The organism is Flavimobilis sp. BM9 (genome assembly GCF_058313055.1).
Map to the genome: position 1 here is coordinate 258,316 of NZ_JBZEMO010000003.1, position 20,474 is coordinate 278,789.

The window sequence follows — 20,474 nt, forward strand, 5'->3', positions numbered from 1 at the left end:
TACGCCGATCCCGACCTGACGCGCAGGTACGCGCCGCGGCGCGTCAGAACGGGAGCAGCACGTCGACGACGACGGCGAGGCTCAGCAGCGTCAGGTACGTGATCGACGCGTGGAAGACGCGCATCGCCTTGGGCTTGCCTCGCGACGGGTCGACCGTGCGCCGCAGCAGGGTGATGCAGTCGGCGAGGAACCAGGCGCCGAGGGCGGCCGCGCTGAGCGCGTAGACCCAGCCGAGCGTGCTGAGCGGGACCAGCACGAGGGAGCACGCGATCATCGCGACGGTGTAGGCGATCATCTCGCCTGCGACGCGGCGGTCGGACGCGACGACCGGGAGCATCGGGACCCCGGCGTTCGCGTAGTCCTTGCGGAACTTCATCGACAGCGGCCAGTAGTGCGGCGGCGTCCAGAAGAACACGACGCCGAACAGTGCGAGCGGCGCCCAGTCGAGGCGGCCGGCGACGGCGGACCAGCCGATGAGGACCGGCATGCAGCCCGCGACGCCGCCCCAGACGATGTTCTGCGACGTGCGGCGCTTGAGGATCAGCGTGTAGAAGACCACGTAGAGCAGGATCGCGGCGCCCGCGAGCAGGCTCGAGAGCCAGTTCGCGCCGAGGCCGAGCCACACGAGTGCCGCGACGCCGAGCGCGGACCCGAACACGAGCGCTGCAGGCCCGGAGATCGCACCCGTCACCATCGGCCGCTTGCGCGTGCGGACCATGAGCTCGTCGATGTCGCGATCGATGTAGCAGTTGAAGACGTTGGCGCTCGCGGCTGCGAGAGCACCTCCGCACAGCGTGTGGACGATGAGCATCAGCGGCGGGAGACCGCCCTGCGCGAGGAACATCGTCGGCACCGTGGTCACGAGGAGCAGCTCGATGATGCGGGGCTTCGTCAGGGAGACGTACGCGCCGACGGTGGCGCGCCAGCCGGCGCTCTGCGCGCGACCAGCGAGGTCGCTGGGCCGTGAAGCCGTCGAGTGGTGCACGCTCGTCAGGTATCCGTTCCTCGTCGGTGCGCTGACGCCAGCCGGAGCGGGCGCGTGCGTCGCCTGGCCCGGTGAGGCCCGGTCTTAGGTCCCGCACGGCGCAGGTCACCCCATGCTAGTGCTTCGTCGACGGCGCGGCAGGTGCCCCACCAGTTGCCTGTGCCACACGTCCGGCGAGGCAGGACGCGTCCACGCCGAGGTTCACGTGGTGGTCATGCACCCCCACCGACGGCCCGAACGTTAGGCTTGTCACGTCGGTCCGGAGCGGGGCCTGCGTCCTGCCGCCCGAGAGTGAGCGTTCACATTCACTCCCTGGGCGCGATGCGCGCCTCCAGGACCCCGTCTCCGCGCGCGACGCAGCGGACCGGAGAGACCTCGACGCCGACACCTGAGTTCTGTCGCATCCCACGATGCCCCGGCACGACGAGTCACCGGGGCGGAAAAGAGGTTCGGTGAACACGTTCACCCCCGCACGTCCCCTGCCTTGGAACGACCTCGACCGCCGCGCCGTCGACACGGCACGCGTCCTCGCCGCCGACGCGGTTGAGAAGGTCGGCAACGGGCACCCCGGGACTGCTATCTCCCTCGCACCGGTGGCTTATCTGCTGTACCAGAACTGGCTCCGCCACGACCCGACGGACACCACCTGGGTCGGCCGCGACCGGTTCGTGCTGTCCTGCGGCCACAGCAGCCTCACCCAGTACGTCCAGCTCTACCTCGGCGGGTTCGGCCTCGAGATCGAGGACATCGAGGCTCTGCGCACGTGGGGCAGCCTCACCCCCGGTCACCCCGAGGTGCACCACACCAAGGGCGTCGAGATCACGACCGGCCCGCTCGGCCAGGGCCTCGCGTCCGCCGTCGGCATGGCCATGGCGCAGCGCCGTGAGCGCGGCCTCCTCGACCCCGACGCGGCCCCCGGGGAGAGCCCGTTCGACCACCGCGTCTTCGTGCTCGCGTCCGACGGCGACCTCCAGGAGGGTGTGACCTCCGAGGCCAGCTCGGTCGCCGGCACCCAGGAGCTCGGCAACCTCGTGGTGATCTGGGACGACAACCGCATCTCGATCGAGGGCGACACGTCTATCGCCTTCACCGAGGACGTCGCGGCCCGCTACGAGGCGTACGGCTGGCACGTCCAGACCGTCGACTGGATCAAGGGCGAGAACGGTTACACGGAGGACATCGAGGCGCTCGACGCTGCGATCGCCGCCGCCGTCGCCGAGACGACGAAGCCGTCGTTCATCCGCCTCCGCACGATCATCGCGTGGCCGTCCCCCACGAAGCAGAACGACCACGCGTCCCACGGCTCGAAGCTCGGCGGCACGGAGATCGCCGCGCTCAAGGAGCTCCTGGGCTTCCCGACGGACACGTCGTTCGACGTCGAGCCCGCCGTCATCGCGCACACGCGCGAGCTGCAGGAGCGTGGCAAGGCGCTGCACGCCGAGTGGGACGCGAAGGTCGCCGAGTGGCGCGCCGCCAACCCGGAGCGCGCAGCGCTGCTCGACCGCCTCGTAGCCCGGGAGCTGCCCGCAAGCTGGGAGTCCGCGCTCCCCGTCTTCGAGACCGGCTCGTCCGTCGCGACGCGCGCCGCGTCCGGCAAGATCCTCACGGCTCTCGCTGACACGCTGCCCGAGCTCTGGGGCGGCTCCGCCGACCTCGCCGGCTCGAACAACACGACGATGAACGGGCAGCCGTCGTTCATCCCCGCGCACCGCTCGAGCCACGAGTTCGCTGGCGACCAGTACGGCCGCACGCTGCACTTCGGCATCCGCGAGCACGGCATGGGGGCGATCCTCTCGGGCATCGCGCTGCACGGGCTCACGCGCCCCTACGGTGGCACGTTCTTCCAGTTCAGCGACTACATGCGCGGCGCGGTGCGCCTCGCGGCGCTCATGGAGACCCCCGCGACCTACGTGTGGACCCACGACTCGATCGGCCTCGGCGAGGACGGTCCGACCCACCAGCCGGTCGAGCACCTCGCCGCGACGCGTGCCATCCCGGGCCTCTCGATCGTCCGTCCCGCGGACGCCAACGAGACCGCCCAGGCCTGGAGGGCGATACTCGAGCGCGACCGGGGCCCCGTCGGCCTCATCCTCACGCGCCAGAACGTCCCCACCTTCCCGCGCGGGGAGCAGGGCTACGCCTCGGCCGAGGGCGTCGCGCGCGGCGCCTACACGCTCCTGGACGCCTCGAACGGCGCCCCTGAGGTGCTGCTCCTCGCCACGGGCTCCGAGGTCCAGATCGCTGTCGCGGCCCGCGAGGCTCTCGAGGCCGAGGGCGTCCCGACGCGCGTCGTGTCCCTCCCCTGCCTCGAGTGGTTCGAGGAGCAGGACGCGGCGTACCGCGAGTCGGTCATCCCGTCGTCCGTGCGCGCCCGCGTCTCGGTCGAGGCGGGCATCGCGCTCTCCTGGTACCGCTACCTCGGCGAGCACGGCCGTGCGGTCAGCCTCGAGCACTACGGCGCATCGGCCGCCGCGGAGAAGCTCTTCGAGGAGTTCGGCTTCACCGCCGAGAACGTGGTCAAGCACGCGAAGGAGTCTCTCGCGTCGGTCCAGGCTGCCCACGCCTGACCTGAGCCGACGACGCTGTGGGCGCCGCGTTCTGCGGCGCCCACAGCCGTCTCCGGTCATCGGAGGCGCGCGCCGTCCGCGGCGCCACCAGCGCGGTCGCTGGCTCGGCCGTCCCACGGCACCGGGTACGTGCCGTACCGCAAGGAGCTCACGATGACCGTCTCCCCCCTCACCTACCTCTCCCGCTCCGGGGTCGCCGTCTGGCTCGACGACCTCTCCCGACCTCTCGTGCGCGCGGGCGGGCTCGCTCGCCTCGTCACCGAGACCGGCGTCGTCGGCGTCACGACGAACCCGAGCATCTTCGCCGCGGCGATCAGCGCCGGCGTCGGGTACGAGGACGCGCTGCGCGCGCACGCGGCTGCAGGTGACGACGCCGCGAGGACCGTCCACGCGCTGACGACCGAGGACGTGCGCGAGGCGGCCGACGTGCTCCGCCCCGTGTTCGACGCCACCGGCGGTCGGGACGGACGCGTCTCGATCGAGGTCGACCCTCGCCTCGCCCACGACACGGACGCGACCGTCGAGCAGGCCGCAGCGCTCTGGGCGGCCGTCGACCGGCCCAACATCCTCGTCAAGATCCCCGCGACGCCCGCCGGCCTGCCCGCGATCGAGACGACGATCGCCGCCGGCATCAGCGTCAACGTGACGCTGATCTTCTCCCTCTCGCGCTACCGCGAGGTGATCGACGCATACCTGACCGGTCTCGAACGCGCTTGGGACGACGGCACCGACCTGGGGACGATCCGCTCGGTCGCCTCGTTCTTCGTGTCCCGCGTCGACACTGCTGTCGACCGCCTCCTCGCACAGTCCGAGCACGCGGAGGCGGCCGGCCTGCTCGGGACGATCGCCGTCGCGAACGCGCAGCTCGCCTACCAGCAGCACCTCGAGACGGTGTCGACCTCGCGCTGGCGCACCCTCGCCGCGCACGGCGCGCACGTCCAGCGGCCCCTGTGGGCCTCGACCGGCGTCAAGAATCCCGCCTACCCGGACACCCTCTACGTCGACGAGCTGGTCGCCCCGGACACGATCAACACGATGCCCCGGAAGACCCTTGACGCCGTCGTGGAACGCGGTCGCACCACGACCGACGGCGTGGATACCATCACGTCAGCCCTGCCCCGCGCGGCGGAGCGCGTCGCGACGCTCGCACGGATCGGTATCGATCTGGACGAGGTCACCGAGCGACTCGAGCGCGAGGGCGTCGACACGTTCCTGGCGAGCTGGACAGACCTGCTGACCTCGGTCGAGCAGGCTCTGACGACCGCCAGGACCGAATCCCAGGAGGACGGCCAGTGAGCCCTGCCGTGGTGAACGCCGAGACCAACCCGCTGCGTGACGCCCGGGACCTGCGCCTGCCGCGCATCGCGGGGCCGTGCAGCCTCGTCATCTTCGGGGTCACGGGCGACCTCGCCCGCAAGAAGCTCATGCCGGCGGTCTACGACCTGTCCAACCGCGGCCTCCTGCCGCCGGGCTTCGCCCTGACCGGTTTCGCACGCCGCGACTGGGACGACCAGGACTTCGCCAAGGTCGTGCACGACGCCGTCAAGGAGCATGCTCGCACCCCGTTCCGCGAGGAGACGTGGGCCCAGCTCGCGGAGGGCATCCGGTTCGTCCAGGGCTCGTTCGACGACGACGAGGCGTTCGAGCGCCTCGCCCAGACCGTCCACGAGCTCGACATCGAGCGGGGCACCCGCGGCAACCACGCCTTCTACCTGTCCGTGCCACCGAGCGCGTTCCCCGTCGTGTGCCGCCAGCTCTCCCGCTCAGGACTGTCCCGCACGGAGGAGGGCGACGGGGCCGAGACGCCGTGGCGTCGCGTCGTCGTCGAGAAGCCGTTCGGTCACAACCTCGAGACGGCTCGCGAGCTCAACGACGTCGTGTCCGAGGTGTTCGAGCCGGAGTCGGTCTTCCGCATCGACCACTACCTCGGCAAGGAGACGGTCCTCAACCTGCTCGCGCTGCGGTTCGCGAACCAGATGTACGAGCCGATCTGGAACAACCACTACGTCGACCACGTCCAGATCACGATGGCCGAGGACATCGGCATCGGCGGCCGAGCCGGGTACTACGACGGCATCGGCGCGGCGCGCGACGTCATCCAGAACCACCTCCTGCAGCTCCTCGCCCTCACGGCCATGGAGGAGCCTGCGTCGTTCGCCGCCGAGGACCTCATCGCCGAGAAGATCAAGGTCCTCAACGCGGTCACCCTCCCCGAGGACCTCGAGCGGCACACGGCACGCGGCCAGTACACCGCCGGCTGGCAGGCCGGCGCCGAGGTCAAGGGCTACCTCGACGAGGACGGCACCGATCCCGAGTCGACGACGGAGACGTTCGCGGCGATCCGCGTCGACATCGACAACCGCCGCTGGGCGGGTGTCCCGTTCTACCTGCGCGCCGGAAAGCGTCTCGGACGCCGCGTCACAGAGATCGCCGTCGTCTTCAAGTCCGCCCCGCACCTGCCGTTCGACTCGACCGAGACCTCCGAGCTCGGCAAGAACGCCATCGTCATCCGCGTGCAGCCGGACGAGGGTGTGACGATCCGGTTCGGCGCCAAGGTCCCCGGGACGGCGATGGAGGTCCGCGACGTCACGATGGACTTCGGCTACGGGCACGCCTTCACGCAGTCCTCCCCGGAGGCGTACGAGCGTCTGATCCTCTCTGTCCTGCTCGGCGAGCCTCCCCTGTTCCCCCGCCACGAGGAGGTCGAGCTCTCGTGGAAGATCCTCGACCCGATCCTCGACGCGTGGGCGGCGGCCGGGAAGCCCGACGCCTACCGGTCCGGCACGTGGGGCCCGGCGAGCGCCGACGAGATGCTCGCACGCGACGGCCGCTCCTGGCGGCGACCGTGAGCAGCGTCCTGCCACCGACCCGCGCGCTCGCACCGCACGTCACGACCCAGGAGCACCAGTGATCATCGACCTTCCCCAGACGACCACGAGCACGGTCGCGAAGAAGCTCATCAAGCTGCGCCAGGAGGGTGGCGCGGTCGCTCTCGGCCGCGTGCTCACGCTCCTGATCATCACGGACGAGCAGGACGCCGACGAGGCGATCGACGCCGCGAACGACGCGTCACGGGAGCATCCGTGCCGCATCATCGTGCTCGCCTCGACGACGAACGCGTCGGACAACTCTCTCGACGCGCAGATCCGCCTCGGCGGTGACGCGGGCGCGAGCGAGGTCGTGGTGCTCAAGGGCCCCGCGTCGACCATGGAGCACGCCGACACGCTCATCATGCCGCTCCTGCTTCCGGACGCCCCGATCGTCGCCTGGTGGCCGCACGAGGCACCTGCGCACCCGGCGAAGGACATCGTCGGGTCGATGGCGAGCCGCAGGATCACCGACTCGTACTCGAGCTCCGACCCGTGCGGCACCCTGCGCCGCCTTGCCGCGGCGTACACGCCTGGCGACACCGATCTCGCGTGGACACGAACGACGATCTGGCGCGGGCTCATCGCCGCGACGCTCGACCAGCCGCCGTTCGAGCCGGTCGAGAAGGTCGTCGTCGAGGGTGTGCCGGACCACTCGTCGGTCGACCTGCTCGGGGCCTGGCTCGGCCATGCGCTCGACACCGAGGTCGAGATCCGCCGGACACCCGGCGCACAGGCCGTCACGCGCATCACGCTCGAGCGCGCTTCCGGCCAGATCTCGCTGTCGCGCCCGAGCGGCAAGGTCGCGACCCTCGCGCAGTCCGGCCAGCCGGACCACCGCATCGCGCTGCCGGTCCGCCAGCTGCACGAGTGCATCGCGGAGGAGCTGCGTCGCCTCGACCCGGACGAGATGTACGGCGAGGTCCTCACGCGCGGGCTCACGAGGATCGGCGCATGAGCGCCCGCCGCGTCGTCGTCCACCCGGACGCGGACGTCCTCGCGCAGGCGACGGCGTCGCGACTGCTGACGCGCCTCCTCGACCTGCAGTCCGTGCACGCCCCCGTCCACGTCGTCCTGACAGGCGGCACCGTCGGCATCAAGGTCCTTGCCGACATCGCCGCGCACCCCGTGCGGGACGCCGTCGACTGGGGCACGGTGCACCTCTGGTGGGGCGACGACCGGTTCGTCCCTGCGGGGCACCCGGATCGCAACGTCCAGCAGGCACGCGAGGCTTTGCTCGACCACCTCCCGACCCTCCCGCACGAGAACGTCCACGCGATCCCCGCGGCTCGTCCCGACGACCCCGGCTTCACGCAGGACGACGCGGCGCGAGAGTACGCGAGCGAGCTCGCCCGCTTCGCCACCCCGGGCGAATCGACCCCGCGGTTCGACGTGCTCATGCTCGGCATGGGGCCCGACCACCACGTGGCGTCGCTCTTCCCCGGGCGGCCGGAGCTCGAGGTCGTCGGCGTCGCGACGACCGGGATCGTCGACTCGCCCAAGCCCCCGCCGCTGCGGGTCTCGCTGACGTTCGACGCGATCCGGAGCGCACGTGAGGTGTGGATCGTCGCCGCCGGCGCAGAGAAGGCCGCGGGCGTGCACGCCGGGCTCAGCGGCGCATCCGTCACCGACTCCCCCGTCGCGGGTGCGACAGGCCAGGACCTCACGCTCTGGCTCGTGGACGCCGCCGCAGCGGCCGAGGCGGGCGCCGGCGACCACGGCTGACAGCTCAGGCAGCAGAGACGGCTGAGGCCGCCACCCCGTGGGGGTGGCGGCCTCAGCCGTTCGTCGTGCGCGTCGCGGTCCCTGCTCAGCTGCCGCGTCGTTTGCGCAGCGCTGCGAGGGCCTCGTCGAGGAGCGCCTCACCGTCTTCGTCGGACCGACGCTCCTTCACGTAGGCGAGGTGCGTCTTGTACGGCTCGTTCCGCGACGGCGACGGCGGGTTCAGCCGATCCTGGCCTGCCGGGAACCCGCAGCGCGGGCAGTCCCACTCGGTCGGGACCTCGATGGCCGTCTCGTCGGAAAAGCTGGGACGAGTCTCGTGGCCGTTGGCGCACCAGTACGACACGTAGACGCGCGCGGCCACGTCGCCGCGCTCAGACTCCCCCATGGGTCCCGCGCCGACGCGCGATCCCCTGATGGCACTTGCTCCAGCCACTGTCTCTCCCCTGTCTCAGTGCTCGCCGGAGGGCTCCGGTCAGCCGACCTTGGCGAGGAGGCCCAGCAGCACGATCGTCAGCACCCAGACGATGACGAACGACACCGTCAGGCGGTTCAAGTTCTTCTCTGCGACGCCGGACGAGCCGACCGAGCTGGCGACACCGCCACCGAACATGTCGGACATGCCGCCGCCCTTGCCCTTGTGCAGAAGCACGAGAAGGACCATCACCAGGCTCGTGATGACAAGGATGACCTGCAGGATGATTCCGATCGCGTCCACTAGACGTGTCCCTCTTCGTCGCTGTTCGGCCTGGACTGGTGTCCGGGCTCTGCGGTTCCCCTGGATCCGCGCACGGCACCGTGGCCGCCGGGTCAAGGATAGGTCACGCCGACCGCCCTGGGCCAACGCCCCGCCGGAGCGGGACGTCGGCCCAGGACAGACGTCGACCTGTTCCGGTCAGGCGGACTACGCCTGGAACCGGGCGATCTTCGCGAACTCCTCCGGGTCGAGGCTCGCGCCGCCGACCAGGGCACCGTCGACGTCGGGCTCAGCCATGAGCTCGGCGATCGACGAGGACTTCACCGAACCGCCGTAGAGGACGCGAACGGCGTCCGCCACCTCGGCCGAGTACAGCTCCGCGAGACGGGCACGGATCGCGCCGTTGACCTCCTGAGCGTCGGCCGGGGTCGCAACCTCGCCCGTGCCGATGGCCCACACGGGCTCGTAGGCGACGACGACCTTGGCGGCGTCCTCGGCAGAGATGCCCTCGAACGCGCCGTCGACCTGCGCGAGCGTGTACGAGACCTGCTCGCCAGCCTTGCGGATGTCGAGGCCCTCACCGACGCAGACGATCGGCACGAGACCGTGCGCGAGAGCGTTCTTCGTCTTGGCGTTGACGAGCGCGTCGTCCTCGCCGTGGTACTGGCGACGCTCGGAGTGGCCGACGGCCACGTACTTGACGCCGAGCTTCTCGAGGAACACGGGCGAGATCTCACCGGTGTACGCCCCCGACACCTGTGCCGAGAGGTCCTGGGCACCGTACGAGAGCTGCGAGCCGTCAGCGTCGACGAGCGTCTGCACGGACCGCAGGTCCGTGAAGGGCACGAGCACGGTGACCTCGACGGCGGAGAAGTCGTGCTTGGCGTCCTTGAGCGCCCAGTCGAGCTTCTGCACCAGGTGGACCGCCTCGAGGTGGTCCTTGTTCATCTTCCAGTTGCCCGCGATCAGCGGGGTGCGGTTTGCCACGTCAGTGTCTTCCGTTCGTCAGGTAGGTCAGGCGTCGAGGACGGCGATGCCGGGGAGCGTCTTGCCCTCGAGGAACTCGAGGCTGGCGCCACCACCGGTCGAGATGTGGCTGAAGCCCGCCTCGTCGAAGCCGAGGATGCGCACGGCAGCGGCCGAGTCGCCACCACCGACGATCGAGAACGCGCCGTCGGCCGTCGCGTCGATCATGCCCTGCGCGACGGCGCGGGTGCCACCGGCGAACGCGGCGAACTCGAACACGCCCATGGGGCCGTTCCAGACGATCGTCTTCGCGTCGGCCAGCTTCGAGGCGAACAGCTTCTGCGACTCCGGACCGATGTCCAGGCCCATGCGCTCGGCCGGGATGGCGTCGGCGGCCACGACGTCGTGCGGCGCGTCGGCGGCGAAGCCGTCAGCCGCGACGATGTCCGTCGGCAGGACGATCTCGACGCCGCGCTCGGCCGCCTTGGCGAGGTAGCCCTTCACCGTCTCGATCTGGTCCTCCTCGAGGAGGGACTTGCCGACCTGGTGACCCTGGGCCGCGAGGAACGTGAACACCATGCCGCCACCGATGAGCAGGCGGTCCGCCTTCTCGAGGAGGTTGGCGATGACGCCGAGCTTGTCGGAGACCTTGGATCCACCGAGCACGACCACGTACGGGCGGGCCGGGTCCTCGGTCGCCTTCTTCAGGGAGTCGACCTCCTTGAGGACGAGCTCGCCGACGGCGGCCGGGAGGACCTTGGCGATGTCGTAGACCGACGCCTGCTTGCGGTGGACGACGCCGAAGCCGTCGGACACGTACGCGTCGGCGAGCTCAGCGAGGTCGGCGGCGAGCGACGCGCGCTCCTCGTCGACCTTCGAGGTCTCGCGGGCGTCGAAGCGGATGTTCTCGAGGAGGGCGACCTCGCCCTCGCCGAGGGCCGCGACGGTCGCCTTCGCGCTGTCGCCGACGGTGTCCTCGGCGAGGGTCACCGGGGCGCCGAGCAGCTCGCCCAGGCGGGCCGCGACGGGGGCGAGCGAGTACTTGGCCTCAGGCGCGCCCTTCGGGCGGCCGAGGTGGGCGGTCACGACGACCTTGGCGCCGGCGTCGACCAGACGCTTGAGCGTCGGGAGCGCGGCGCGGATGCGCCCGTCATCCGTGATGGTCGTGCCGTCGAGCGGGACGTTGAAGTCGGAACGAACGAGGACGCGCTTGCCGCGCAGGTCGCCCAGGTCAGCGATGGTCTTCACAGGGGCACTCCGTAGTGCGTGAGGTTCGGGTGGGAGGTTCAGCGTGCCGCGACGCAAAGACGTCCGCGTGCGCACCCCGGACGAGCCGTGGGCGCGCACGCGGACGTCATGCGATCAGCGAGTCAGCAGGGCTGCGTCAGAGACGCTCGCCCACGTAGCTCGTGAGGGCGACGAGCGAGTTGGAGTAGCCCCACTCGTTGTCGTACCAGGCCACGATCTTGACCTGGTTGCCGATCACCTTGGTGAGCTTCGAGTCGAAGATGCTCTGGTGCGGGTTCGTCACGATGTCGGAGGAGACGATGTCGTCCTCGACGTACTCGAGAACACCCTTGAGCGGGCCCTCAGCGGCGGCCTTGACCGCAGCGTTGACCTCCTCGATGGTGACGTCGCGCGAAGCCTCGAACGTGAGGTCGGTCGCGGAGCCCGTGATCGTCGGCACGCGCATGGCGAAGCCGTCGAGCTTGCCCTTGAGCTCGGGCAGGACGAGGGCGACAGCCTTCGCAGCACCGGTCGAGGTCGGGACGATGTTCTGCGCGGCCGCGCGGGCACGACGCAGGTCCTTGTGCGGGCCGTCCTGGAGGTTCTGGTCACCCGTGTAGGCGTGGATCGTGGTCATGAGGCCACGGACGATGCCGACCGAGTCGTTGAGAGCCTTGGCGACGGGCGCGAGGCAGTTCGTGGTGCACGACGCGTTGGAGATGACGTTGTGCTTCGCCGGGTCGTACTGCGTGTGGTTGACACCCACGACGAAGGTCGCGTCCTCGTTCGAGGCGGGGGCGGAGATGATGACCTTCTTGGCGCCGGCCGCGATGTGGGCCTGGGCCTTGGTCGCGTCGGTGAAGAAGCCGGTCGACTCGATGACGATGTCAGCACCCAGCTCGCCCCAGGGGAGGTTCGCGGGGTCGCGCTCAGCAAGGGCGCGGATGTTCTTGCCGTCGACGATGATGTTGTCGTCGTCGTACGCGACGCTCAGCGGGAAACGGCCGAGAACCGTGTCGTACTTGAGCAGGTGCGCCAGGGTCTTGTTGTCCGTCAGGTCGTTGACACCGACGATCTCGATGTCAGCTCCCGACGCGATGATGGCGCGGAAGAAGTTACGTCCGATGCGGCCGAAGCCGTTGATTCCGACGCGGATGGTCACTATGCCCTCCTCGGGGCGCGTCGGCTAGCACCGACGCACACGGTTGTTGACGAACTGTACGTACGTCGATGTACGCGGATGAGACACGAGTCACAGCCCGAAGGGGTTGTGGCCCGCATCACCGAACGTCCCTAGCCTATACCGTCCGGCGGTGGGCCGATGGGACGAACGTCCGAGCGAACGCGCGCTGGTGCGCGCTCACAGGTCCAGGAGGTCGGACGCGAGCCCGGCCTCGGTATCGGGGATGCCCAGCTCCTGCGCGCGCTTGTCCGCCGTCGCGAGCAGCCGTCGGATACGACCCGCGACCGCGTCCTTGGTCAGGGGCGGGTCTGCGAGCTGCCCGAGCTCCTCGAGCGACGCCTGCTTGTGCGCGAGCCTCAGCTCCCCCGCCTCCCGCAGGTGCTCCGGCAGGTCCTCACCGAGGATCTCGAACGCGCGCTCGACGCGAGCCCCCGCGGCCACCGCCGCGCGAGCCGACCGGCGCAGGTTCGCGTCGTCGAAGTTCGCGAGACGGTTTGCCGTGCCGCGCACCTCGCGGCGCGCCCGGCGCTCGTCCCACACCTTCGCGGTCTCGACCGCGCCGAGGGTCGTGAGCATCGTCGAGATGGCCTCGCCGTCGCGCACCACCACGCGGTCCACGCCACGGACCTCACGCGCCTTCGTCGGCACACCGAGCCGCCGCGCCGCACCGACGAGCGCGAGCGCCGCCTCGGGGCCGGGACACGTGATCTCGAGGGCCGACGACCGGCCTGGCTCCGTGAGCGATCCGTGCGCGAGGAAGGCACCGCGCCACGCCGCCGCCGACTCGTCGACGCCGCCGGACACGATCTGCGGCGGCAGACCGCGCACAGGCCGACCACGACTGTCGAGGAGGCCCGTCTGACGGGCGAGCGACTCGCCCTCGCGTGCCACACGCACGACGTACCGGCTACCGCGGCGCAGGCCGCCTGGCTGGATCACCATGACGTCGCTCGAGTGGCCGTACACCTCGGTGATCGCCTGCTTCAGCCGCCGCGCGACGACGCCGGTGTCCACCTCGGCCTCGATGACGATGCGACCCGACACGATGTGCAGACCGCCCGCGAACCGCAGCAGCGCAGAGACCTCCGCCTTGCGGCAGCTGATCTTGTCCACCTTGAGCCGCGCGAGCTCGTCCTTCACCTCTGCCGTCAGTGCCATGGGGTCATCCTGCCATCTTCACGCGCGGGTCCCGACGTCGCCGAGGAAGTCGTCGAACACGTCGCGGTACGCGGCCGCGAGCCGGAGGCGGTCGTGCCGAGCCGTCCCGTCACCCCGTCTGACCTGGCGCATCATCGTGCGCGCTCCCATCGCTGATGCGGCACGGGTGAGACCCTCGACGTCGTCCACCGCACTCGGGTCGGCGAGGACCGCGTCCACGCGCAGCTCTGGGTGGTGCTCGTGGAGCGCCGCGAGATGGTCGGTCGCCGAGAGCCCCGACGTCTCGCCCTCGGGGTCGAGGTTGAGCGTGACGCAGCGGCGCGCGGCCGTCTCCTGGAGCGCCCGCGCGAGCTCGGGCACGAGCAGGTGCGGCATGACCGAGGTGTACCAGGACCCCGGCCCGAGGATGATCCAGTCAGCGGCACGGACGGCCGCGACAGCCTCCTCGCACGCAGGGGGGCGCTCCGGCACGAGCCGTACGCGATCGATGTGCGCGGCGCACGTCGCCACCGTGCTCTGCCCACGGATGGTGCGCTGCTCTCCCCCGACCGTCACGTCTGCCTCGATCTCGAGAGGCACGGCAGCCATCGGCAGCACACGACCGTGCGCGCCCAGGAGCCGGCCGACCCAGTCGAGGCCGTCGACGGTGTCCCCGAGGATCTCCCAGAGAGCGACGATGAGCAGGTTCCCCACCGCGTGGTTGTCGAGGTCGCCGTCGCTGCTGAACCGGTGCTGCAGCAGGTCGCGCCAGGTCAGGCCCCACGCGGACTCGTCGCACAGCGCTGAGAGCGCCATGCGGAGGTCGCCTGGGGGCAGCACACCGAGCTCGGTCCTCAGCCGTCCCGACGAACCGCCGTCGTCCGCGACCGTCACGACCGCCGTGAGGCGTTCGGTCATCAGACGGAGCGCCGAGAGGCTCGCGGAGAGCCCGTGCCCGCCGCCCAGCGCGACGACCTCGGGCCCGGAGCGCGCGTCGGAAGCGCGCCCCCGCTCACTCCTTGCCGAGGTCACGCGCAGTCACCACGACACGGTGGCCCGCCTGCCGCAGGCGCCTGCCGATCTCCTCCGACACGGCGACCGACCGGTGCTTCCCTCCCGTGCAGCCGACGGCGAGGGTGACGAACCGCTTCTCCTCCTCGAGGTAGCCCTTGAGCACCGGCTCGAGCGCCTCGACGTAACGGTCGATGAACTGCTGGGCACCCGGCAGGGCCAGGACGTAGTCACGCACGGGCTCGTCCCGACCCGACAGGTGCCGCAGCTCGGTCACCCAGTACGGGTTGGGGAGGAAACGCATGTCGACGACAAGGTCAGCGTCCATGGGCAACCCGTACTTGAAGCCGAACGAGACGACGTGGATGCGCAGCGGGTGCTCGTCCTCGCTCGCGATCGCAGCCCGCACCTCACGCCCGAGGTCGTGCACGTTGAGGTCGCTCGTGTCGATGACGACGTCGGCCTGCGCACGGATGGTGCGCAGGAGCGCGCGCTCGGACACGATGCCGTCGAGCAGGCGCCCGTCGCCCTGGAGCGGGTGCGGGCGGCGCACGGACTCGTAGCGCCGGACCAGCACGTCGTCGGCGGCGTCGAGGAACATGACGCGGTAGTCGACCTCACGCTGCTTCATCTGCTCCATGACGTCCTGGAGCTGGTCGAAGAACTGCCTGCCGCGGACGTCGACGACTGCCGCGAACCGCGTGAGGGTCTGCCCCGAGTGCACCGACATCTCGATGAGCGGGGTGAGCATCTGAGGCGGCAAGTTGTCGATGACGAACCAGCCCAGGTCCTCGAGCTCCGCGGCGGCGCGGGAGCGCCCCGCGCCTGACATCCCGGTGATGATCACCACCTGGGACCGCTCGGGCTCGGGCGCCGAGGCAGCGGCCTCGAGCGCAGGGATCCCCTGGGGGACGGTGAGTGGGTTCTTGTCCTCGCTCATGGTCCCAGCATGCCAGTCCGCGGCGGCCGCTCCGGTCAGGCGCCGTCCGCGGGTGCGGACGCGGACGGCGGTGCGAGAGCCTCGAGCACACCGCGCGCGAGCTTCTCCCCCATGCCGGGGACCGAGGCGATCTCCTCGACCGACGCGGCACGCAGCCGCTTGAGCGAGCCGAAGTGCTTGAGCAGCTTGGCCTTGCGCGCCGGACCGAGGCCGGGCACGCCGTCCAGCTCGGAGGCCGTCATCGCAGCCCCGCGACGCTTGCGGTGGTGCGCGAGCGCGAAGCGGTGCGCCTCGTCCCGCACGCGCTGCAGCAGGTAGAGGCCTTCCGAGCTGCGCTCGAGGATGACCGGGTAGTCCTCGCCCGGGAGCCACACCTCCTCGAGGCGCTTCGCGAGACCGCACAGCGCGACGTCGTCGATGCCGAGGTCGGCGAGTGCTCGGGCCGCCGCGGCGACCTGCGGCTGCCCGCCGTCGACGACGACGAGGTTGGGCGGGTAGGCGAACCGCTTCGGGCGCCCGGTCTGCTCGTCGACGAGCGCGCCCACCTCCCCGGACCCGTGGTCGGCGAGCTCCCTGCGGTCGTCGTCGGTGAGGTCGAGCTCGAGGTCGGAGGACTCCGAACGGTCGGTGAGGTACCGCTTGAAACGCCGCGTGATCACCTCGTACATCGCGGCGGTGTCGTCTGCTGCTCCCTTGCCCTCGGGCCCGCGGATCGTGAACCGGCGATACTCCGGCTTGCGAGCGAGGCCGTCCTCGAAGACGACCATCGACGCCGTCTGGAACGTGCCCTGGGTGTTCGAGATGTCGTAGCACTCGATGCGCAGCGGAGCCGACTGCAGGTCGAGAGCCTCCTGGATCTCCTGGAGCGCGCGGCTGCGCGTCGTGAGGTCACCCGACCGGCGCGAGCGGTGCAGCGCGAGGGCCTGCTCCGCGTTCTTCCGCACGGTGTCGGCAAGCTCGCGCTTCTCGCCGCGCTGCGGTACGCGGATGTCGACCGCAGCACCGCGGATCCCCGAGAGCCAGGCCCGCACCTGGTCGAGGTCCTCCGGGAGCTCAGGGACGAGCACCTCTCGGGGCACGCTGCGACGGGCGTCCGCGTCCGTGGTGTCGACGTCACCGTAGACCTGCTGGAGAAGGTGCGTGACGAGCCCGGCGTCGGTCACGTCCTCGACCCGCTCGACGACCCAGCCGCGCTGACCGCGGATACGTCCGCCGCGGACGTGGAAGACCTGGACGGCCGCCTCGAGCTCGTCACCGACGAGCCCGAAGATGTCAGCGTCCGTGCCGTCGGCGAGAACGACCGCGTTCTTCTCGAGCGCCCGCTCGAGCGCCTGGATCGCGTCGCGGTAGCGCGCGGCCTGCTCGTACTGCATGTCCTGTGCTGCCTCGTTCATCTGCGCGGTGAGCGCACGGATGAACCGCGACGCGTCCCCGCTCATGAACGTGCAGAGATCTTCCGCGAGAGCACGATGCTCGTCGACGTCGATCCGCCCGACGCACGGTGCGGAGCACTTGTCGATGTACCCGAGCAGGCACGGTCGGCCCGACTGGGCCGCACGCCGGTAGACCCCGGCCGAGCAGGTCCGCACGGGAAAGACCCGCAGGAGGAGGTCGAGCGTCTCACGGATGGCCCACGCGTGCCCGAACGGTCCGAAGTATCGGGTACCCGGACGCTTGGCACCGCGCATGACGAGCGCCCTGGGGACGTCCTCACCCATCGTGACCGCGAGGTACGGGTAGGACTTGTCGTCGCGGTACTTGACGTTGAACCGCGGGTCGAACTCCTTGATCCAGGAGTACTCGAGCGCGAGCGCCTCGACCTCGGTGCGCACCACCGTCCACTGCACGCTCGCGGCCGTCGTGACCATCGTCGCCGTGCGCGGGTGCAACGCGCTGAGGTCCTGGAAGTAGTTCGCGAGTCGCGACCGCAGGTTGCGCGCCTTGCCGACGTAGATGACGCGACCGTGCTCGTCGCGGAACCGATAGACCCCCGGGTCCGTCGGGACCTCGCCCGGCTTGGGTCGGTACGTCCTCGGGTCAGCCATGATGACGAGGGTAACCGCGCCCCCGGACACCGCGGGTGGGGGCGCCGGTCACCCCAGCGCACCCCCGGGCCGCCGTGCCGGAGGCACCGCCCGCGCGACGGACCGCCACGTCAACGAGCACCGGCACGCTTCCGCGCGGTCGTCGAGGACTTCGTCGCCGCCCTGCCTGTGCTCGTGGTCGCGGCAGCCGCCGCCTTCTTCGGTGCAGGGGCGAGCGGCACGCCCTCGCCGAGCACCTCGGCGAGGAAGCGGCCCGTGTGGCTCGCCTCGACCTTCGCGACCGTCTCGGGCGCTCCCTGCGCGACGACCGTCCCGCCGCCGGACCCGCCCTCAGGGCCCATGTCGATGACCCAGTCCGCGTTCTTGATGACGTCGAGGTTGTGCTCGATCACGAGGACCGTGTTGCCCTTGTCGACGAGCGACTGAAGGACCGCGAGAAGCCGGCGGATGTCCTCGAAGTGGAGGCCCGTCGTCGGCTCGTCGAGCACGTAGACCGTGCGGCCCGACGACCGCTTCTGCAGCTCGCTCGCGAGCTTGACACGCTGCGCCTCCCCTCCGGAGAGCGTCGGGGCAGGCTGGCCGAGCCGCACGTACCCGAGACCGACGTCGACGAGGGTCCGCAGGTGCCGAGCGATGGCAGGGACGGCCGCGAAGAAGTCCGCGGCCTCCTCGATCGGCATGTTGAGGACGTCGGCCACCGTCTTGCCCTTGTAATGCACCTCGAGGGTCTCGCGGTTGTACCGCGCACCCTGGCACACCTCGCACGGCACGTACACGTCCGGCAGGAAGTTCATCTCGATCTTGATCGTGCCGTCGCCGGAGCACGCCTCGCAGCGTCCACCCTTGACGTTGAACGAGAAGCGGCCGGGCGTGTAGCCGCGAACCTTCGCCTCGGTCGTCTGGGCGAAGAGCTTGCGGACGTGGTCCCACACGCCCGTGTACGTCGCGGGGTTGGACCGCGGTGTGCGGCCGATCGGCCCCTGGTCGACGTGCACGACCTTGTCGAGCTCCTCGAGACCCTCGACACGCCTGTGGTGACCCGGCACCTGCCGAGCGTTGTTGAGCTCGTTCGCGAGGACCGTGTAGAGGATCGAGTTGACGAGCGTCGACTTGCCGGAGCCCGACACGCCGGTGACCGCCGTGAACACCCCGAGCGGGAAGGACACGTCCACGTCCTGGAGGTTGTTCTCCCGCGCGCCGATGACCTTGATCTGCCGGGACTTGTCCACACGGCGCCGGTGGTGCGGCATCGGGATCACCCGACGACCGGCGAGGTATGCGCCCGTGACCGACTCGGGCGCCTCGAGCAGGCCGGCATAGTCCCCCGTGTGGACGACCCGCCCACCATGCTCCCCCGCTCCCGGGCCGATGTCGACGATCCAGTCGGCTGCACGGATCGTGTCTTCGTCGTGCTCGACGACGATGAGCGTGTTGCCGAGGTCGCGCAGGCGCGTGAGCGTCTCGATGAGGCGGCGGTTGTCCCGCTGGTGCAGGCCGATGCTCGGCTCGTCGAGGACGTACAGCACCCCCACGAGCCCCGACCCGATCTGCGTCGCGAGGCGGATGCGCTGCGCCTCCCCACCTGAGAGCGTCCCGGCGGCGCGCGACAGGGTGAGGTAGTCGAGGCCGACATCGAGCAGGAACCCGAGGCGCGCGTCGATCTCCTTGAGCACCTGGACCGCGATCTGACGCTCGCGGACCCCCAGCTCGAGGGCCTCCAGGAAGCCGCGCGCCTCACGCAGCGGCATCTCGCAGACCTCGGCGATCGACCGACCCCCGACCTTGACCGCGAGCACCTCGGGCTTGAGGCGAGTGCCGTGGCACTCGGGGCACGGCACCTCACGCATGTAGGACTCGTACTTCTCCTTGGACCAGTCCGACTCGGTCTCGGAGTGGCGCCGCTCGATGAAGGCGATCACACCCTCGAAGCCGGTCGAGTACTGCCGCTCGCGCCCCCAGCGGTTGCGGTACTTCACGTGCACCTCGTGGTTCTGCCCGTGAAGCACCGCATCGCGCGCTCGCTCCGGCAGGGCCCTCCACGGGGCGTCCATCGAGAACCCCATGTCGGAGGCGAGCGCCGTGAGCACACGCTCGTAGTACTCCGACGACGTCTGCGACCACGGCGCGACCGCGCCCTCGCGGAGGGACTTCTCGTCGTCGGGCACGATGAGGTCCGGATCCACCTCGAGCCGGACGCCGATACCCGTGCACTCGGGGCACGCACCGTACGGCGCGTTGAAGGAGAACGTCCGTGGCTCGACCTCCTCGAGCGTGAGGACGTGGTCGTTCGGGCACGCGCGATGCTCGGAGAAGCGCCGCTCACGATCCGGGTCGTCCACGTCGAGGTCCACCATGTCGACGACGAGCAGCCCACCGGCGAGCCCGAGCGCGGTCTCGACGGAGTCCGTCAGGCGCTGTCGCACGCCCTCGCGAGCGACCAGGCGGTCGACGACCACCTCGATCGTGTGCTTGAGCTTCTTCTCGAGCGTGGGCGGCGACGACAGCTGCACGATCTCACCGTCGACGCGCGCACGGGCAAACCCCTTGCCCTGAAGCTCGGCGAAGAGCTCGGCGTACTCGCCCTTGCGGCCGCGGACGACGGGGGCGAGGACCTGGTAGCGCGTCCCCTCGGGCAGTGCGAGCAGGCGGTCGACGATCTGCTGCGGCGTCTGCGACGCGACCCGCTCGCCGCACACGGGACAGTGCTGCGTGCCAGCACGCGCGAACAGGAGACGAAGGTAGTCGTAGACCTCGGTGATCGTGCCGACGGTCGACCGCGGGTTGCGGTTGGTCGACTTCTGATCGATGGAGACCGCCGGCGACAGGCCCTCGATGAAGTCGACGTCGGGCTTGTCCATCTGCCCCAGGAACTGCCGCGCGTAGGCCGACAGCGACTCGACGTAGCGCCGCTGCCCCTCGGCGAAGATCGTGTCGAAAGCGAGCGAGGACTTTCCCGACCCCGAGAGGCCGGTGAAGACGATGAGCTTGTCCCTCGGCAGATCGAGGTCGACGCTGCGCAGGTTGTGCTCCCGGGCACCTTGCACCACAAGTCGTTCGTTCACCGGTCCATCCTAGGGGCAAGACGGCACACTTCGCACATGTGTTCGACGCCTCAGATGCGCGGCGC

General features: G+C 70.3%; 16 protein-coding genes. 5 read left to right on the forward strand and 11 right to left on the reverse strand.

Features of this window, described 5'->3' with window-relative positions; all coding sequences use genetic code 11:
• Positions 1-43 precede the first annotated feature (43 nt).
• Positions 44-985, reverse strand: a complete 942-nt coding sequence (locus AC4F3Q_RS07225; RefSeq protein WP_491039374.1) for a heme o synthase — start codon at positions 983-985, stop codon at positions 44-46.
• Between the two features lie 410 nt (positions 986-1,395).
• Between AC4F3Q_RS07225 and tkt the strand changes: the two genes are divergently transcribed.
• The 5 genes from tkt (at position 1,396) to pgl (ending at position 8,144) form a co-directional block, all read left to right on the forward strand.
• Positions 1,396-3,552: a transketolase gene (tkt, locus tag AC4F3Q_RS07230; RefSeq protein WP_491039375.1), complete on the forward strand. Its 2,157-nt coding sequence runs from the start codon at positions 1,396-1,398 to the stop codon at positions 3,550-3,552.
• Between the two features lie 153 nt (positions 3,553-3,705).
• On the forward strand, positions 3,706-4,848 hold the full coding sequence (gene tal, locus AC4F3Q_RS07235) for a transaldolase (protein ID WP_491039376.1): 1,143 nt from the start codon (positions 3,706-3,708) through the stop codon (positions 4,846-4,848).
• Positions 4,845-6,401: a glucose-6-phosphate dehydrogenase gene (zwf, locus tag AC4F3Q_RS07240; RefSeq protein ID WP_168447448.1), complete on the forward strand. Its 1,557-nt coding sequence runs from the start codon at positions 4,845-4,847 to the stop codon at positions 6,399-6,401. The genes tal and zwf overlap by 4 nt, the downstream gene beginning before the upstream one ends.
• Before the next feature lie 58 nt (positions 6,402-6,459).
• Positions 6,460-7,377 carry a glucose-6-phosphate dehydrogenase assembly protein OpcA gene (gene opcA, locus AC4F3Q_RS07245; protein ID WP_491039377.1) on the forward strand — a complete coding sequence of 306 codons (918 nt, stop codon included), beginning with the start codon at positions 6,460-6,462 and terminating at the stop codon, positions 7,375-7,377.
• Complete coding sequence (gene pgl / locus AC4F3Q_RS07250; RefSeq protein WP_491039378.1) at positions 7,374-8,144, forward strand: 6-phosphogluconolactonase; 771 nt, start codon at positions 7,374-7,376, stop codon at positions 8,142-8,144. The genes opcA and pgl overlap by 4 nt, the downstream gene beginning before the upstream one ends.
• 85 nt (positions 8,145-8,229) lie before the next feature.
• On the opposite strand, the gene AC4F3Q_RS07255 is transcribed toward pgl, so the two are convergent.
• The 10 genes from AC4F3Q_RS07255 to uvrA all read right to left on the reverse strand — a co-directional run bounded on the left by AC4F3Q_RS07255 (position 8,230) and on the right by uvrA (position 20,409).
• A complete protein-coding gene (locus tag AC4F3Q_RS07255; protein WP_168447451.1) occupies positions 8,230-8,577 on the reverse strand; it encodes an RNA polymerase-binding protein RbpA in 348 nt (115 codons plus the stop codon).
• Positions 8,578-8,616: 39 nt separating this feature from the next.
• Positions 8,617-8,859 carry a preprotein translocase subunit SecG gene (gene secG, locus AC4F3Q_RS07260; RefSeq protein ID WP_168447452.1) on the reverse strand — a complete coding sequence of 81 codons (243 nt, stop codon included), beginning with the start codon at positions 8,857-8,859 and terminating at the stop codon, positions 8,617-8,619.
• Positions 8,860-9,045: 186 nt separating this feature from the next.
• Entirely contained in the window at positions 9,046-9,825 is a 780-nt protein-coding gene (gene tpiA / locus AC4F3Q_RS07265; RefSeq protein ID WP_168447453.1) for a triose-phosphate isomerase, read from the reverse strand.
• 27 nt (positions 9,826-9,852) lie between these two features.
• Positions 9,853-11,052 carry a phosphoglycerate kinase gene (locus AC4F3Q_RS07270; RefSeq protein WP_168447454.1) on the reverse strand — a complete coding sequence of 400 codons (1,200 nt, stop codon included), beginning with the start codon at positions 11,050-11,052 and terminating at the stop codon, positions 9,853-9,855.
• A gap of 136 nt (positions 11,053-11,188) precedes the next feature.
• Complete coding sequence (gene gap, locus AC4F3Q_RS07275; protein WP_168447455.1) at positions 11,189-12,193, reverse strand: type I glyceraldehyde-3-phosphate dehydrogenase; 1,005 nt, start codon at positions 12,191-12,193, stop codon at positions 11,189-11,191.
• A 198-nt stretch (positions 12,194-12,391) separates the two neighbouring features.
• Positions 12,392-13,372, reverse strand: coding sequence for a DNA-binding protein WhiA (gene whiA, locus AC4F3Q_RS07280; RefSeq protein ID WP_491039379.1), 981 nt, complete (start codon positions 13,370-13,372; stop codon positions 12,392-12,394).
• Positions 13,373-13,390: 18 nt separating this feature from the next.
• Positions 13,391-14,383 (reverse strand): gluconeogenesis factor YvcK family protein, encoded by a 993-nt coding sequence (locus AC4F3Q_RS07285; protein WP_491039380.1) that lies wholly within the window; start codon positions 14,381-14,383, stop codon positions 13,391-13,393.
• Positions 14,364-15,302, reverse strand: a complete 939-nt coding sequence (rapZ, locus tag AC4F3Q_RS07290; RefSeq protein ID WP_168447457.1) for an RNase adapter RapZ — start codon at positions 15,300-15,302, stop codon at positions 14,364-14,366. Before rapZ ends, AC4F3Q_RS07285 begins: the two co-directional genes overlap by 20 nt.
• Positions 15,303-15,337: 35 nt before the next feature.
• Complete coding sequence (uvrC, locus tag AC4F3Q_RS07295; RefSeq protein ID WP_491039381.1) at positions 15,338-17,347, reverse strand: excinuclease ABC subunit UvrC; 2,010 nt, start codon at positions 17,345-17,347, stop codon at positions 15,338-15,340.
• A 110-nt stretch (positions 17,348-17,457) separates the two neighbouring features.
• Positions 17,458-20,409 carry an excinuclease ABC subunit UvrA gene (gene uvrA / locus AC4F3Q_RS07300; RefSeq protein ID WP_491039382.1) on the reverse strand — a complete coding sequence of 984 codons (2,952 nt, stop codon included), beginning with the start codon at positions 20,407-20,409 and terminating at the stop codon, positions 17,458-17,460.
• Between the last annotated feature and the right edge of the window lie 65 nt (positions 20,410-20,474).